The sequence below is a fragment of the Marinomonas pontica genome, from assembly GCF_026191375.1.
GTDB lineage: Bacteria > Pseudomonadota > Gammaproteobacteria > Pseudomonadales > Marinomonadaceae > Marinomonas > Marinomonas pontica.
The window spans coordinates 66,392-82,395 of sequence record NZ_JAODTL010000041.1 but is presented as its reverse complement, the minus strand read 5'-3'; the positions used below and the strand labels follow the sequence as shown (position 1 = coordinate 82,395).

The window sequence follows — 16,004 nt, the reverse complement described above, 5'->3', positions numbered from 1 at the left end:
TCAGGAAGTGAAAAAGAGTTTGCAGAGATCTTGGGACTGACATGATACGCCAGTCAGAGCCTTTTCTCTAAAAATATACTGTGAGGATGTATGGCTAATATTTCTACCAGCGATATGCGCAGCGGCGCGAAAGTAATGGTTGACGGTGATCCATGTTCGATTATCGATAACGAACATGTTAAACCAGGTAAAGGCCAAGCCTTTAACCGCATTAAGCTACGTAACCTACGTTCTGGACGAGTGTGGGAGCGTACTTTTAAATCGGGCGATACGCTTGAATCTGCTGACGTAATGGACACCGACATGGAGTACTTGTACACCGACGGTGAATTCTGGCACTTCATGGCTGTGGATGGTTCTTTTGAACAACACGCAGCGGATGAAACGGCTGTTGGCGACACGATTAAGTGGCTAAAAGAGCAAGAAAAATACGTTGTAACATTATACAACGGCGCGCCATTGGCGGTTGCAGCCCCTAACTTCATTGAACTTGAAGTAAAAGAAACCGATCCAGGTGTAAAAGGCGATACGGCGAACGGCGGCTCTAAGCCTGCTTTCTTGGTAACGGGTGCTATGGTTCGTGTACCACTGTTTATTAATATCGGCGAAGTGCTGCGTGTTGATACTCGTACTGGCGAATACGTTTCTCGTGCAACAGGTAAATAATTCCTGAGACAACGTACCGAGTAAATTGAAGGGCCCTCGATAGGAGACTATCGAGGGCCTTTTTTGTTGGAGAATTGTCTGTATAAGGCACGATTTATTGCTTATTCTATAATTATTTATAATACGTCATAGCAGGTCTCTTTCATGGTGTTCAAAGGGGTTAATACATTTCGCAGCCGCATTACTTTATTAACCGGTGGCCTGTTGTTGTCTCTTAGTTTGGTACTTGTTACTTATCTCTATCATGTTGCCTCCACTCGACTTTCGGCAGCCAGTGGCGAGTCATTGGTTAGCATCAGTCAATCGGTGTCAAATATGCTGACAGCGAGCCTTATTGAACGTGAACGGGAAATTGTTCTATTGAGCAAACGCCTTTCTCTTTATGAGGGCCAAGATCTCAGCGGGCTGCAAGAAACCATTGATCAAATCAAAAACTCTTACAAACATTATGCTTGGATTGGGTTTGCTGATGAAAATGGCATTGTGTTGGCGTCAGGTGATGGGGTTTTGAAAGGCGCGGATGTTAGTCAGCGCCCTTGGTTTATCCACAGCCATTCTGGTGCTTATATCGGCGATGTTCATAAAGCACTTTTGCTCGAAAAGTTATTGCCGAAACCCAAAGACGGCATGCCTATTCGGTTTGTGGACTTTGCTGCGCCGGTGATTGGGAAAGACGGAGTGCTAAAAGGTGTTGTGGCGACTCATGCTGATTGGGCGTGGGTGAAAGAGGTGCTTGCTTCGTCTTTTAATAATGAGTTTAACGGAGCGTCGGTGGATATTTTTATCATCGATAATAACCAAGAAATCATTTACCCAGACAATTATGTGGGTGAGATGGATGTGCCTAACACTCTGCCTAACAGTGGTCAGTTCGAATCTGTTGTTTGGTCTGACAATGAAAATTACCTTACCAGTCTTGTGACAGTGGTTTCTCCGCAATCTACTCAATTAGGCTGGCGTATTGTGGTGCGACAACCCGCTGATATTGCGATGCAATCTGTGAGGGAAGTGCATCGTCTGTTGTTGATATTAGGGGGAATATCTACGCTGTTTTGTATGTTGCTGGCCTATCGGCTGGCCAGTTCACTAAGTCTTCCTTTAGAGCGATTAGCCAGAACGGCAAAGCGGATTCAGCAAGGGGATCGTCACGTAACTTTCCAAGATGACAGCCACTTAAATGAAGTCACCAGCTTGAGTCGCTCATTACAGGAAATGATGTCATCGTTATTGGACCGCGAGCAAACATTATTGCAATTAAACGTGACTTTAGAGGCCAAGGTTCAGGCACGAACCGCGCAATTAGAAGCCAGTAATCAATCTTTAAAGGCCATCGTCCGCCAAGACCCACTGACACAGGTGTTTAATCGTTTAGCATTAGATGAAGCCTTACAGAAAGAGTATCAATCCGTTCGAGAGTCACATCATGAATTTGCTGTCATCATGGTGGACGCTGATCATTTTAAAAAAATAAATGATCACTACGGACATTCAATAGGCGATAAAGTGCTTAAAAAAATGGCGACAATATTGGTCGACGTTATTGGTGACGCTGGTATGGTTGCTCGTTTTGGTGGCGAAGAGTTTACTGTACTGATGCCAAATGTTAAGGAAAAAACGGCACACGACATGGCGGAACGGCTTCGTCAGAGAGTGGAATCAACCGACATGCACGAGGCTTTGTTTGTCACGGCGAGCTTTGGTGTAGCTATGTGCAAGGCAAGTGATGAGCATTATGAGCAAGTGCTTAATCGTGCGGATGCGGCCTTATACAAAGCAAAAGAGCAAGGACGCAATCAGGTAATTTTGAGTACCTAACCAGCTTTGTAAGACCCACAGGTTTGATTTCAACACCTCGCGACATTTGCCGCGAGGTGTTGAAAGAACAGGACAATGCCAGTTCGATTAGTGCTTGCTGGATAGGGCTTTATCAACAGATAGCGCGCCAGCACCGCTGAATACCAACGACATGGCAACGATCAAAAGGGTTAGCGCGTATTCATAGCCATTGTTAGCCATGAATAATCCGTTTGAAATGTGCACAGAGAAAATAGCCATGACCATAGTAAAGGCAATAACTGCAGAGGCCGGGCGCACGAGTAAACCAATCACCAGAGCCAAACCACCGAAAAATTCTGCACTGCCAGCGAGCAGAGCCATCAAGTAACCTGGTTCTAAGCCAAGTGACGCCATAAATTGCCCAGTGCCTTCCAAACCATATCCGCCAAACATGCCGAACAGTTTTTGCGCACCATGCGCCATAAGAATCAAGCCAACCGGAATGCGCAAAATCGTACTTGCCACGCCAGACGTTGTTTTAGTGATTGTTTGAATTAGAGAGTTCATAGTATTTCCTTGCCTAAATAGAGGTTGTTTACGATGAGCGAACTATACCGCTAAAAAAAACAATTAAGTAACGGAGGATTTTGAGGTAAATGATCAAAAAAACTGAACAATAAAAAAGCACAGGCAAGCGTGGTGTTCTGGCGGCGGCCTTTGTTTAAGATCAGTTATGCGCAAAAAAGTAGCAGAATTTTTTCATCATAGAGTGGTAGCGTGTTTCATCTGAAAATTTATCCATCAATAACAATAAGTAGGTAACGCATGTCTAACGCATTAATTGGAAAAGTAGCCGTAGTAACGGGTGGCGCCTCTGGAATTGGGTTGGCCAGCGTGGAAGGCATGTTGGCCGAAGGCGCAACCGTTGTCATTGTTGACCGTGATGAAGCGGCGCTTAATGCATTGCAAAAACAACATGGCGATAACGTCGTGACGCTTGCGGCAGATTTGCTTGATCCTGCGGCTTGCTCCGCTTTGGTTCCGCGTATTTTAGAGAAAACCAAGGTGATCGATATTTTTCACGCGAATGCAGGTTTGTATGTGGGCGGTGATTTAGTCGATGCCGATAACGACGCCATAGATCGCATGTTGAATCTGAATATCAACGTGGTCATTAAAAACGTGCGCGATGTGTTGCCGCATATGATTGAACGAGGCGTGGGTGATATTTTAATCACCAGTTCGTTAGCAGGGCATTTTCCAACGCCTTGGGAGCCGGTTTACGCGTCTTCAAAATGGGCGATGAATTGTTTTGTGCAAACGGTACGTAGACAAGTCAGCAAGCATGGTATTCGTGTCGGCTCGGTGTCTCCTGGCCCAGTTATTACCTCTTTGTTATCTGATTGGCCTGCGGAAAAACTGGCAGAAGCCAAGGCAAAAGGCAGCTTGATGGAAGCCAGCGATGTGGCTGACGCTCTCATTTTCATGCTAACGCGTCCTCGCCATGTAACGATTCGAGATGTGGTGATGTTGCCATCGCAGTTCGATTTATAGCGGAGCTGTTTACTTGGCTGTTGATAAACACTGTTGATAAGTACTGTGTTTATCAACAGTGTTTTTCGGCTTAGGTTTGTCAAAATGATCTGAAAATCAAGCATGACATTGATTTAGTGTTCACGCCTACGTTTGGCATGGCGGGAGATGAAAATAGTGTTCTTCGCAGTAAATTTGTGACCTTGTATTTGTTATGATGCACTTTATTTTTCAGAGTGTTTTTTATGTACGACGCTTCTTTGTGGCAACCCAGTGCGGACCTTTCGATTTTACAAAAGCGTGCGCAGTTACTGAAAGCCATTCGCGCTTTTTTCGATTCGCGTGAGGTGATGGAGGTGGATACTCAGTGTCTGTCTCTGGGCAGTATTACTGATCCACATATTGAAGTATTAACCAGTCAGACGCGTTCCCAAGGTGAAGACCTGACGTATTACCTTCAAACCTCTCCAGAGTTCGCTATGAAGCGTTTGTTATGCGCAGGCTCTGGTTCTATTTATCAGTTGGGAAAAGTGTTCCGAGCCGAGGAAATTGGCCGCCGCCATAGCATCGAATTTACCATGCTGGAGTGGTATCGCGTGGGATTTGATCATTGGCAATTGATGGATGAGATTCAACAGTTGCTGTCGGTGCTGTTAAATGACGAGACGTTGACGTGCGAGCGACTCAGTTATCAAATGGCGTTTTTACGTCATACCGGACTTGATCCTTTCACTGCGACATTGTTCCAGTTACAAGAATGTGCTCATGAACACACAGAATACGGCTTGCAGGAAGATGATCGCGATACCTTGCTTGAGTTACTTTTTTCTAGTGTAGTTGAGCCTGCTATTGGTCAATACACCCCTTGTTTTATTCACAGTTACCCCGCGTCTCAGGCAGCCCTAGCAAAAACAGTTGTCGATGAGCATGGCTTGCTGGTGGCGTCGCGTTTCGAGTTGTATTGGCAAGGCATGGAGCTGGCGAACGGCTATCATGAATTGACGGATGCTAAGGAGCAAGCAAGACGCTTTGCCGAAGATAAGCGAACACGTCAGGAAATGCGTTTGTCGAATCGGCAGTTTGATGAACGACTAATTAGCGCATTACAAAGTGGACTGCCCGATTGCGCTGGGGTGGCATTAGGCGTTGATCGTCTACTCATGCTGTTGTGTCATAAAACACACATTACTGAGGTTCTGCCCTTTGCTCATGCGCGGGCATAAGCAAAGAAAGCGATGTGTGTGTTTAATGACGTTCAAGCCACTCGGTTTCGCTGAGTGGTTCGGATAAGTGATACCCTTGTAAGTAATCTATTTTCAAGTCTATTAAGTGTTGTTTGACGGCGTCGTTGTGTACAAATTCGGCTTGGGTTTTTATTCCCAGAGAATGCGCAAGGTTGTTGGTATGTTGTACTAACTTTTGCAGTTTTTCGTCTTTATCAATGGTTTTGATAATGCAGCCATCCAGCTTGAGAATGTCTGGGTTCAATGCGATGAGTTTTTCTAAGTTAGAATAGCCTGCCCCAAAATCGTCTATGGCCAATAGCGCACCAGCTTCTCTGAATTCATTAATAATTGGGCTGATCCAATCGTAGTCTTGGATGGATTCGGATTCGGTGATTTCCAGTGTCAAACGCCCATTTACCTTGTTGCGTGCAAAAAACTGGCGCAGGGCTTTTAACGTGGCGTAATGTTTAAAGTCCAATACAGATAAGTTTAAGGCGACGTTTACCTTAGGATAAGTGTTAAGAATACGTTCGCACTTTGCGAGCATGGTTAGAGTAATTTTTGAGTACAATTGCGTTTGTTTTATCAAGTCTAAAAAGAACGCTGGACTGACGATTTGCCCATCGATGCGTGCTCTGAGCAGCGCTTCTGCGCCGATTTCTTCTCCTGTTTTGCTGTCATAGTAAGGTTGGAAGTAGGCGAAAATGTCATCGTTTTCTAGCGCTTTACGAATCTTTAAAATCCAATCCAAATTTTCTTCGGTGGAGGCATTATCAGGCAGGTCGCCATTCCAATAAATGGGTTGATTATTCATTTGCGCATAGCGTCTTGCTTCGCTGGCTTTGATCAGCAAATGCGATTGATCGCAAAGCGCACGACCATTTTGATCAAGCACCGACGCCATACCAACAGACAAGCTTAGTGTGAGCAAATGCTCCACTTTTTTCATGGTGGAGAATTCTTCGTTTTCGATGTCTTCGGCTAAATTGCGAAACAATCGAAGAATTTTATTCGGTGCAATCTGACTGTGAATCGACACGGCGATTTCGTTGGCTGACAGGCGATAACAGGTAAATTCAATGCCCACAGAGTTGGTGCCCAGACGACGTTTTAAATAATGGGCTAATTGGGCAAACAAATCGTCTGCGGCGTTGTAGCCATATTGTTGATTGATTAATCAGAAATTACGAATGCGCATAACCACAAGGTGGGCGATGTCTTGATGATTGGTCAAGCGCCCCAGTAATGAAAAACGATTCAGTAACCCGGTTTGCGAGATCGTGTAGCCAATCGTTGTTGGTGTCTGGGTTAGCGCAGGAGTAGCCAAAAGAAGCGTGTTCTTGTTCCAGTTCTTGGAATGCATTACCAATTAGGTTGAACATGGGGGCTAAAGAGTCGCGTTCATCCGGAAGCTGGATCGGCTCCGCTTCTCGTTTTAGGCCGCAGCCAGATTCATGAACTGCCAAATAAGTGAGCGCATGTTGCATGATTCTTGTGCCAAATTGAGTCGAAAAGAACTCTCCAAAACAGTAGGTTCCATGCAATGGCAGCACTTGATTAAGCATGCTGAGTTTATCGGTTGGTTTTTCTTCCAGAAAGTCTTCGCGGCTGATGCAATTGAACACAAAAATGCTTTCAGGCAGTTGTTCATTGAGGTGCTGAATCTTAGGAACGATAGAGTAGAGCGACTGAGCGGGGTGAAAATAGAGAAATTTAACGTATGCGCCCTCTGGTATGGCTTCGCTCATTAAGATGCCGCCGTCGCCTTCCCAGCTGAGCGGAACCGCGTTTATTTCTACGTTATTGTGTACGGTTGTCAGTGCGAATCGGTTGGCAAGTGTCAGACTGATGCGTTCGCCATTGGACAAATAGCGTTGATAAATTTGCTGAGCAGGCAAATGGTCGATTTGTTTAATGACTTTGCCTTCGCTGGCGGTGACCAACATTCGACGACCTATGGCGATATTGTCGACAAAGACATCGCGCTGCTGCGTTAAATATTCACCAATGATGCCCACAGCAACAGATTGATTTTGGTATAAGTTTTCTTGGCACAGCACCCAGCTATTGCCTGGTTCGAATAGGCCTGCTCGTCCACCACTGATGGTTAAGTCGTTTTCTTGGGAGACGCGGAAAAAGTCATCTTGAATGGCGTCTTTGGTATCGGCCAGTACAATGTAAGCACTGGCTTGGTTTTTTTCATCACTGGCAAGAAAAGGCGCGAACAACTGCTGACCTGATCGTTCAATTTTTTGGTCGTCGTAAGGGACAGTGTTATAAGTCAGGTGACTGCGTTTGAAATAGGATAAAATCAGCGTGGCGCCATCATTTTTGACTTGGCCGTTTGAGATGTGTCGCTGGCTTGCCATACCAATACGGCACGCGTCTGGAAAGCACTGTGTTAAATATATTGCCCATGGTTTGGCTTCTTTAATCGAAAAGGTGCCGTATAGTTGGATAAGGTCGGGCGGCTGTATTCCTTCCAGTTTTTGAATGAGATCATCAATCGATTGACAATGTATACTGATGGAATGCATTTTTATCCTATTTAATAAAATTCATAAAACGTGCACAGTTTTGCGTATCCTTCAAAGATGCCTTAAAGCGCACATGAATTCAATCCAAGACACACATTTAGTCTGTCCCTTCTGCAGGATCATTACTTGAGTGAGCGTGGCCGTTTGAACGTCAAATTTTTCGATATAAACCGCATTAAAAAACATGTGTTTTGGCTGTATGTGGTGGTGTTTATCATCACGTCGCTGTCTATTTGGAAGGGCGGAGAAGCGTTACGAAACCAGCAAATTAAAGCGTTACGCATTGATTCCTTTGAGCAGTTAAACCAGCTTGCCAGCGTGTTAGAAAGCGCCATTGCCAAATATCAGCACATGCCGACGTTATTGGCGTCCAACGATCGGGTCAGAAAAGCACTGCGCGATGGCTTTGAATCGGATATTAATCAGTTGAATCGCGAGCTTGAGCAAATCAACCGCATTACTGAAGCCTCAGACAGCTACATTTTAAATATGGAAGGGTTGACCATTGCGGCGTCTAATTACCGTGAAGAGGCCAGTTTTGTCGGCCGTAATTTCGCCTTTCGCCCCTATTTTAAAGACGCCATTCGGGGCAAGCCGGGGCGTTATTATGCGCTGGGCACCACGTCGAATCGGCGCGGGTATTATTTTCCTATCCTGTTTATGAAGGCGATTCCATTATTGGTGTGGCCGTTGTAAAAGTGGATCTGACACAGTTTGAAAAACGCTTTGCGAATCAGCATTATGAATTTTTATTACTTGATCCCGATGGCATTGTGTTCAGCAGTTCTCGCCCGAATTGGCTGTATCGCGTGCTAGGAGAATTGTCTCATTTGGAATTGCAACGCATTGCCGATTCACAACGCTATTTTGGACAATCCATTGAAAAGCTGGCGATCGTCTATCAAAAACCGTTTGATGAAAAATCTCAGATCATCGACGTGTTAGAAAACACCATGACTAATGGCACCGAAGAGTTACAGCGAATGTCATTTTTGCGTATGAGTCGCCCGATTCGTTTATTGGATTTCAAAATTTCGATATTGGCGCCACTAAAAACCATTAATGAAGAGATTTCCCTATGGCGCGCTATTTTTGCTGGCGGTGTGACCATCACAGCGTTGCTTTTTGGCTTGGCTATGTTACGAAGCCGAATGCTACGAGAGCGTTCTGATGCCAATGAAATGACGCGACACAATCAAGCCTACATTCGCGAAGTGATTCAAAACACACAAGCGGGCTTGGTGACATTGGATGAGCATCACAAAATAGAATCCTTTAATCCGGCGGTTGAAAAGCTGGTGGGGCAACCACTGGCACCACTGGTGGGACAGACATTGGATACCTTGTTTCAACCCGATGAACAAAGTTCAGTTATCACAACTTCTCAGGATGATTTTTTGGACGCCGCAAGTGATTTAGGCATTAAGGTTCTCACTCGTGAGGGGCATTTGTGTTATTCAAATCAATCAGTACCGGTAGAAATGACCTTGTGTGAGATGCAGCTGCCTAATCGACGCAGTTATTTGGTGACCTTTCATGACATGACTGAGCGGAAACGTTACGAACAAGACATCACCCAAGCGCGTATTGATCTAGAAGAGCGAGTCAAAGAACGTACCGTTGAGCTGCAAGGTGCCAACACGCGATTACGCCAAGAAATTGAAGAGCACAAAGGCACGCAGCGCGAGCTCATACAAACTGCTAAATTGGCTGTGTTAGGGCAGCTTAGTGCGGGGCTGAATCATGAGTTAAACCAACCTTTAACGGCGATCCGAGCGTTTGCCGGAAATGGATTGAAATTTTTAGACCGTGGGCAATATGAGCAAGCCCATGCGAATCTGCAACACATTAGCCAGCTTGGTCACCACATGGGTGATATTATTGCTCGCTTCAAGGTATTTGCTCGAAAAGGGGATGTGCAGCAGGGGCCAATTGCAGTGCAGACGGCCATTGTGGGTGCTCTAAAGATTATGAGCCCACGCTATAAAGAGGCCAATATTGAGCTCATAGTCGGGGAGGATTTGGGCTTTATTGTGAATGGTGACATGGTCTTTTTGGAACAGGTGTTGGTGAATTTGTTGGCCAATGCGGCGGATGCGATAGCGGAAGACGCCACGAACGAGCGTCGGGTCTTAATAGAGCAAAAAGCAACGGACGCGCAAATTATTATCAGTGTCCAAGATACGGGTAATGGTTTGAGCGAAGAAGCCACCAAACATTTATTTGAACCTTTTTTTACCTCCAAATCTTCTGGTTTAGGATTGGGATTGGGCTTGTCTATTAGTCAGCGTATCGTTGAAGCGATGGGCGGACAGATCAGTGCGCAAAATCGAGACTCTGGGGGTGCAGAATTTTGTGTTAGGCTACCCCGATTTAGCCCGCAAAGCATTATTGCCAAAGAGGAATCTTAATGCCGGACAGCAAGCAAGTTTTATTGATCGATGATGAACAAGCGGTTCGCATCGCGATTTCTCAGACATTGCAACTTGAAGATTTTGATGTGACTGAGTTTGCAACCGCTCAAGGTGTGATTGAGCAATTGTCACTGGATTGGTCTGGGGTGATTGTGAGCGATATTAACTTACCCGGCAAAAGTGGTTTAGAGCTGTTTGAAGACGTCAAAAAAATTGATGCAGAAATTCCGTTCATTCTGATCACGGGGCACGGTGACATTAGCATGGCGGTGAGTGCGATTCGTGACGGCGCGTATGACTTTATTGAAAAGCCGTTCTCGAATGAAGACTTTATAGAGGTGGTTCGTCGAGCCTCAGAGAAACGCCGCTTAACCCTTGAAAACCGCAATTTACGTCTAGAGTTGGCTGCGCAAAACGCTCCGGGGCCTCGTATCATTGGCAACACACCGGGTATTCATCGTTTACGTCAGGCTTTGTTGCATGTGGCGGACACCGCTGCAGATATTCTGATTCAAGGTGAAACGGGAACCGGTAAAGAGCTGGTGGCCCGTTATATTCACGAACACAGTTCCCGGCGTGGTCATGCTTTTGTGGCGATTAACTGCGGCGCGGTGCCTGATTCGATCATGGAATCTGAGCTGTTTGGTCATGAAAAAGGCGCGTTTACCGATGCTAAAACGCAACGGATCGGTAAGCTCGAACACGCGAACGGTGGCACGCTATTTTTAGATGAAATAGAAAGCATGCCCATGTCGATGCAAATTCGTTTATTGCGAGTGTTAGAAGAGCGACGCTTGGAGCGTTTGGGGTCTAACACGGCCATCGACTTGGATTTACGGATTTTGGCCGCGACCAAAGTTGATCTGAAACAGCTAAGTGAAGGCGGTACTTTCCGCGAAGATTTGTATTATCGGCTTAACGTTGTACGTGTGGATATTCCACCATTGCGAGAGAGAAAAGACGATATCTCATTGCTGTGGCAGCACTTTTGTTTGGTGGCTATTGCTCAGTACAAGCGTGAATCTGAACCATTGTCTGCGGCGCGAATGCACAGTTTATTGAGCTACGACTGGCCGGGCAATGTGCGTGAGCTGCGAAACCTTGCGGAACGTTATGTCCTAATGGGGGAAGCGGGGTCTTTTGAATTTGATCAAATCATTATCAATGAAAATAACCCAGGGGTCATGACATTGCCTGAGCAAATGGAGCGCTTTGAGAAAACGCTGTTAGAGCAGGAGTTGTTGCGTCAAAAAGGGTCTATTAAAGACACCATGGACGCGCTTGGCTTACCGCGTAAGACGCTTTACGACAAAATGCGTAAGTATGATTTGGATAAAGACCTTTATAAGCAGTAATTGCCTAAATAGTCTCTTTTTAACTCCTAATTTTCTGTATCACTGATAAGAATGGGCAGGCTAAGATTTTTACTGCCCATTTTGCTATTCTCCCTTGTTTCCCTCCTTACGAAATCGGTGCCTATGACCTTTTTTCTGTGCTATTTGAGCAAGTTTCCCCGCACATTGTCGTCTTGTTGGTGGTTGTGTCAGGGCTCACGTCTTTTTTCACCGCGAGCTTTGGTGCTGGCGGTGGTGTGATGCTATTGGGTGTGATGGCGCAAGTGCTACCGCCTCAGTTGATTATTCCGTTGCATGGTGTTGCTCAGTTGGGTTCAAACGCAGGCAGAGCGGCGATGAGCTGGCGACATATCGATTGGAAGCTGATTGCGGCTTTCTTGCCTGGTGCACTGCTGGGAGCCTTTATTGGTAGCTTTGTCTTGGTGGCTTTACCACCGGCGATTATGTATCTCACCATTGCTTTGTTTATTTTGTATTTATGCTGGGGGCCAACATTACCCAAAATGATTTTAGGCACATGGGGAACCGTCATAGCGGGAGCCGTTACGACATTTATCACCTTGTTTGCTGGAGCGACAGGGCCTTTGGTCGCGGCATTTGTAAAACAGATTCATGCGGATCGATTTCGCACCGTTGCCACGTTTGCCACGGCCATGTCATTGCAACATGTTTTAAAAGTAACCGTGTTTGAAGCGGCAGGTTTTCCTTTAGGCGCTTGGCTGCCGTTATTGTTTTGTATGGTGTTGAGTGGTGCGCTAGGAACTTGGGTGGGTCTTAGATTGCTGAAACGTATGCCAGATCGTCATTTTCATCGGATCTTTAACATTGTATTGACCATCATGGCGCTGCGCTTGATTTGGCAAGCGATTGTATTGCTGTAGTTTGAAGGACATCTGCAGAGTCGAGCGCAAAAAAAACGCCCCGAAGGGCGCTAAACTCTATAAATTTTCTGCTTACAGTTTGGGTAAATGAGACCGTTATTGAACGATCTCTGGTCCCATGATGCTGTAAGGCAATGCGGTAGACAATGCAGGGATGTAAGTCACCATCACCAAGAACACCATCAATACGAGTACGAATGGCATGGCGGCTTTTACCACACGCGCCAAGCTCATACCGGTGATGCCGGACGTTACGAACAGGTTCAAACCAATCGGTGGTGTGATCATACCGATTTCCATGTTTACCACCATGATGATACCTAGGTGAATCGGGTCAACGCCCAACTCCATTGCGATTGGGAACACCACAGGGGCAACGATAACCAATAGACCAGATGGTTCCATGAACTGACCACCGATCAACAGCAAGATGTTGACAGCGATTAGGAACGTAAACCAGTTAAAGCCGACACCAAGCATCCACTCGGTGATCATTTGTGGAATGCGCTCTGCCGATAATGTATGCGCAAACAACAAAGCGTTGGCGATGATAAACATCAGCATGATGGTGGTTTTTGTGCCTTCCAACATAACTTTGCGAGACTCTTCGCCAAACAAAGATGGGAAGAAACCACGAAGCATCATAGATAAGTTACGACCCCAAATTGGCATGCCCGCCGTCAAACAAGCGCCAATCGATTGTTCTAGTTTGCTAGAACGTTTGTAAACGTAGAAGATCGCCAAGGCAACGGACATGATCGCACCCCAAGTAGCACGATCGCCGCCTGTCACTGTTTCGCTGTCAGCGAACATGAAGAACGACATGATTTCCCACACTAGGAAGAATGACACGCCATAAACGGTACCGTTAAAGCCAACACGCGCATGAGGTGCGTCGTTGTCGTTTGTCCATGTTTGGCCTTTTAACGGGCCCATGTCACGGTAAACAAACAGTGCGATGAACATAGAGTAAACCGCCGCAACCACCGCCGCTTCTGTTGGCGTGAACACACCACCGTAAATACCACCCATGATGATCACAACTAGGAACAAGCCCCAGCCCGCTTCTTTACCACCACGAATTAGATTGCCAAAGCCTTTCCATTCTTCCGCTGGTAGCTTTTTGATACGCGCTACCACATAGATGGCCAACATCAACATACCGCCAGCCATCAAGCCAGGAATAACCCCAGCCAAGAACATACGACCAACAGACACGTCTACGGACGCCGCATACACTACCATTACGATGGATGGTGGGATCAAAATACCCAATGTACCCGCGTTAGCAATGATGCCTGCGGCGAATTCTTTTGAATAACCTACTTGAGTCATACCCGCAATGGCGATAGTGCCGATGGCAACCACTGTTGCTGGAGACGATCCAGACAAGGCCGCAAACATCATACACGCCAACACAGACGCCATCGCTAAGCCACCACGGAAATGACCAACACTGGCAATCGCGAAATTAATCAAACGTTTCGCTACGCCGCCTGTCGACATATAAGACGAAGCGATAATGAAAAACGGGATAGCCAACAGCGTATAGTGCTGACCCGCCCCAAACAGAGAAATAGCAACCGATGACAAAGAGTCATGTGAGAAAAAAGTAATAAACAAGATGGACGATAAGCCCAACGAGATACCCACTGGCAAGCCAATAAATAGCAGGACAATAACCAGTGAAAATAGAATGATTGATTCCATAATTAAGCTCCTACGCCTAGTCTTTCAAGACGTTTTGATTTTCTTTAACAAGATCTTGCGCTTCATGACCACTGATCAACATGTCACGTTTGCCACGTGCGATATCAATAAAGGCTTGCAGAGATCGGTAAGAAAGTAGAGCCAAACTGATTGGCAGAATAACCAACACAATCCAACGATGGACGCGTGGACGTAAACCAAACATTTCTTGAACAAATTCTGGGTAACGCAATTCTTCAGAGCCTATGCCGATTTTGAACATTTTTAACCAATATTCGATTGCGCCACCACTAACGTCGACACCCAACATCGCCAACCAAGTGGAATCGAGCAGGATCAGACCGTATAGCATGGCCGCCGCCGCACCAAATAAAGACAAGGCTTTTGTGATGCGTTTTGGAACGGCGTTAAGCACAATGTCGACGCCAAGATGAAGGCCCGTTTTGATACCGTAGCTCATGCCCAAAAGGATCAACCATGAAAAGGCAACGGTATTAAATTCGAGTGCGGCGTCCCAGCCTGTGTTAAAGCCGTAACGTGCGATAACCTGTCCAAACGATACCGCCATGATGGAAGAAATAACGATGATTAACAGGTTTTCTTCCGCTCGTTCCATGACTTTTGGGAAGCGTTTTTCCAGCACCCAAAGAATAATGATGAAAATAAGTAAGTAAAGATGCGGCCAAAGTGCCATGGGGGTCTCCTTAACTAAGTGGACCAGAACAGAGTAAAAAGCAGCTTAGTGGTGTCATCTGTGTCTGAGGTTGGCCAACATCAGGCCGTTATCAAGTGAGCACAGGGGAAATCACAAGAGCTGACCTGCTAAGGTCAGCTCACTGCTGGGTAGTAGAGTGATTAAGCGCCGGCAGCAGCGTCAATCAAATCTTTACCGATGTAGCTTTCAAATTGCTTCCAAACGGGTTTCATAGTGTCCACCCATTCTTGGCGCTGAGCTGGTGACAGCGTATTGATTTTGCCGCCGGCTTTTAGGATGTTTTCACGGTTAGCCGCTTCTGCTGCTTTTACGTTCAAGTTAGCTGCTTGAGTAACTTCATCCGCAATTTGAGTGAACTGAGCACGGTCTTCTGGAGATAGGCTCTTCAAAAATTCAGACGATGTCATGAATAAGTAAGCCAACAATTGGTGGTTCGTTTCTGTTGTGCTGTCTTGTACTTCGTAGAATTTTTTCGTGTAGATGTTTGACCACGTATTTTCTTGACCATCTACAACGCCAGTTTGCAAGGCACCGTATACTTCAGAGAATGCCATTGCTTGAGGAGATGCGCCCATCGCTGCGATCATTTGCTTAGCAACGTCAGACGTTTGTACGCGGAATTTCAAACCTTTCGCATCACTAGGAACCAAAAGAGGTTTGTTGGCAGAGAAATATTTCATGCCAGACATCCAGTATCCTAGACCAACAAAACCTGCGTATTCATCCATCTCTGTAAGAAGTTTTTTACCTTCAGGTGTTTTGGTGAAACGGATCGCGTGATCCATGTCTTTAAAGATGAAAGGAAGATCGAATACGCCATATTTGTCTGTGTAAGAACCGAATTTAGACAATGATGGAGCAAGTAGTTGAACATCACCTAGTAGTAGGGCTTCAAGTTCTTTTGAATCACCAAATAGTGTGGAGTTAGGGAAAACTTCAACACACAATTTGCCATTCATTTCTGTGTTTACACGTTCTGCAAAGTTATTTGCCGCAACCACTTTAGGGTGAGTAGTACCGCCTGTTACGTGGCTGAATTTAACAACACGCTCACCTGGGTCACAGTTCGCAATCGCTGTGCCAGCAGAAAGAGTAAGTGCTAGAGATGTAAGAGCTAAGCTGATTTTTTTCATTTTTATAAGACTCCAAAAACTGAATTATTATTGTTTACCTGACTTTTAGTAGGATTTG

At 45.8% G+C, this 16,004-nt stretch carries 14 protein-coding genes; 8 read left to right on the top strand and 6 right to left on the bottom strand.

Annotation, left to right across the window (positions count from 1 at the left end):
• Window positions 1–90: 90 nt before the first annotated feature.
• Together efp and N5P32_RS10590 are read left to right on the top strand one after the other, a co-directional pair.
• Complete coding sequence (efp, locus tag N5P32_RS10595; protein WP_265729045.1) at window positions 91–666, top strand: elongation factor P; 576 nt, start codon at window positions 91–93, stop codon at window positions 664–666.
• 144 nt (window positions 667–810) lie between these two features.
• The gene (locus N5P32_RS10590; protein ID WP_265729044.1) at window positions 811–2,481 is read left to right on the top strand and encodes a sensor domain-containing diguanylate cyclase; all 1,671 of its coding nucleotides are present in this window, start codon (window positions 811–813) and stop codon (window positions 2,479–2,481) included.
• A gap of 87 nt (window positions 2,482–2,568) precedes the next feature.
• Here the strand turns inward: N5P32_RS10590 and N5P32_RS10585 are convergent, their stop codons facing one another.
• The gene (locus N5P32_RS10585) at window positions 2,569–3,009 is read right to left on the bottom strand and encodes a DoxX family protein (protein WP_265729043.1); all 441 of its coding nucleotides are present in this window, start codon (window positions 3,007–3,009) and stop codon (window positions 2,569–2,571) included.
• A 258-nt stretch (window positions 3,010–3,267) separates the two neighbouring features.
• Here N5P32_RS10585 and N5P32_RS10580 point away from each other — a divergent pair, with 258 nt between their 5' ends.
• Window positions 3,268–3,996 (top strand): SDR family oxidoreductase, encoded by a 729-nt coding sequence (locus tag N5P32_RS10580; RefSeq protein WP_265729042.1) that lies wholly within the window; start codon window positions 3,268–3,270, stop codon window positions 3,994–3,996.
• Between the two features lie 224 nt (window positions 3,997–4,220).
• On the top strand, window positions 4,221–5,198 hold the full coding sequence (gene epmA, locus N5P32_RS10575; RefSeq protein ID WP_265729041.1) for an EF-P lysine aminoacylase EpmA: 978 nt from the start codon (window positions 4,221–4,223) through the stop codon (window positions 5,196–5,198).
• A gap of 22 nt (window positions 5,199–5,220) precedes the next feature.
• Here the strand turns inward: epmA and N5P32_RS10570 are convergent, their stop codons facing one another.
• Both N5P32_RS10570 and N5P32_RS10565 read right to left on the bottom strand, forming a co-directional pair.
• Window positions 5,221–6,339, bottom strand: a complete 1,119-nt coding sequence (locus tag N5P32_RS10570) for an EAL domain-containing protein (RefSeq protein WP_265729040.1) — start codon at window positions 6,337–6,339, stop codon at window positions 5,221–5,223.
• Between the two features lie 46 nt (window positions 6,340–6,385).
• Window positions 6,386–7,738 (bottom strand): FIST N-terminal domain-containing protein, encoded by a 1,353-nt coding sequence (locus N5P32_RS10565; RefSeq protein ID WP_265729039.1) that lies wholly within the window; start codon window positions 7,736–7,738, stop codon window positions 6,386–6,388.
• A 126-nt stretch (window positions 7,739–7,864) separates the two neighbouring features.
• Here N5P32_RS10565 and N5P32_RS10560 point away from each other — a divergent pair, with 126 nt between their 5' ends.
• From N5P32_RS10560 to N5P32_RS10545, 4 genes are all read left to right on the top strand, one after another.
• The gene (locus N5P32_RS10560; protein WP_265729038.1) at window positions 7,865–8,434 is read left to right on the top strand and encodes a cache domain-containing protein; all 570 of its coding nucleotides are present in this window, start codon (window positions 7,865–7,867) and stop codon (window positions 8,432–8,434) included.
• Complete coding sequence (locus tag N5P32_RS10555; protein ID WP_265729037.1) at window positions 8,422–10,149, top strand: PAS domain-containing sensor histidine kinase; 1,728 nt, start codon at window positions 8,422–8,424, stop codon at window positions 10,147–10,149. The genes N5P32_RS10560 and N5P32_RS10555 overlap by 13 nt, the downstream gene beginning before the upstream one ends.
• On the top strand, window positions 10,149–11,507 hold the full coding sequence (locus tag N5P32_RS10550) for a sigma-54-dependent transcriptional regulator (RefSeq protein ID WP_265729036.1): 1,359 nt from the start codon (window positions 10,149–10,151) through the stop codon (window positions 11,505–11,507). The genes N5P32_RS10555 and N5P32_RS10550 overlap by 1 nt, the downstream gene beginning before the upstream one ends.
• Window positions 11,508–11,644: 137 nt before the next feature.
• A complete protein-coding gene (locus tag N5P32_RS10545) occupies window positions 11,645–12,388 on the top strand; it encodes a sulfite exporter TauE/SafE family protein (RefSeq protein WP_265729035.1) in 744 nt (247 codons plus the stop codon).
• 96 nt (window positions 12,389–12,484) lie between these two features.
• Here the strand turns inward: N5P32_RS10545 and N5P32_RS10540 are convergent, their stop codons facing one another.
• The 3 genes from N5P32_RS10540 to N5P32_RS10530 form a co-directional block, all read right to left on the bottom strand.
• Window positions 12,485–14,098 carry a TRAP transporter large permease gene (locus N5P32_RS10540; RefSeq protein WP_265729034.1) on the bottom strand — a complete coding sequence of 538 codons (1,614 nt, stop codon included), beginning with the start codon at window positions 14,096–14,098 and terminating at the stop codon, window positions 12,485–12,487.
• Between the two features lie 16 nt (window positions 14,099–14,114).
• Window positions 14,115–14,792, bottom strand: coding sequence for a TRAP transporter small permease (locus N5P32_RS10535; RefSeq protein ID WP_265729033.1), 678 nt, complete (start codon window positions 14,790–14,792; stop codon window positions 14,115–14,117).
• A 161-nt stretch (window positions 14,793–14,953) separates the two neighbouring features.
• Window positions 14,954–15,946 (bottom strand): TRAP transporter substrate-binding protein, encoded by a 993-nt coding sequence (locus tag N5P32_RS10530; protein WP_265729032.1) that lies wholly within the window; start codon window positions 15,944–15,946, stop codon window positions 14,954–14,956.
• Window positions 15,947–16,004 lie beyond the last annotated feature (58 nt).

What these genes read in the sequence shown, in the direction of transcription:
- efp (WP_265729045.1), top strand. Translation starts at nt 91, where the DNA reads ATGGCTAATATTTCTACCAGCGATATGCGCAGCGGCGCGAAAGTAATG.
- N5P32_RS10590 (WP_265729044.1), top strand. Translation starts at nt 811, where the DNA reads ATGGTGTTCAAAGGGGTTAATACATTTCGCAGCCGCATTACTTTATTA.
- N5P32_RS10585 (WP_265729043.1), bottom strand. Translation starts at nt 3,009, where the DNA reads ATGAACTCTCTAATTCAAACAATCACTAAAACAACGTCTGGCGTGGCA.
- N5P32_RS10580 (WP_265729042.1), top strand. Translation starts at nt 3,268, where the DNA reads ATGTCTAACGCATTAATTGGAAAAGTAGCCGTAGTAACGGGTGGCGCC.
- epmA (WP_265729041.1), top strand. Translation starts at nt 4,221, where the DNA reads ATGTACGACGCTTCTTTGTGGCAACCCAGTGCGGACCTTTCGATTTTA.
- N5P32_RS10565 (WP_265729039.1), bottom strand. Translation starts at nt 7,738, where the DNA reads ATGCATTCCATCAGTATACATTGTCAATCGATTGATGATCTCATTCAA.
- N5P32_RS10550 (WP_265729036.1), top strand. Translation starts at nt 10,149, where the DNA reads ATGCCGGACAGCAAGCAAGTTTTATTGATCGATGATGAACAAGCGGTT.
- N5P32_RS10540 (WP_265729034.1), bottom strand. Translation starts at nt 14,098, where the DNA reads ATGGAATCAATCATTCTATTTTCACTGGTTATTGTCCTGCTATTTATT.
- N5P32_RS10535 (WP_265729033.1), bottom strand. Translation starts at nt 14,792, where the DNA reads ATGGCACTTTGGCCGCATCTTTACTTACTTATTTTCATCATTATTCTT.
- N5P32_RS10530 (WP_265729032.1), bottom strand. Translation starts at nt 15,946, where the DNA reads ATGAAAAAAATCAGCTTAGCTCTTACATCTCTAGCACTTACTCTTTCT.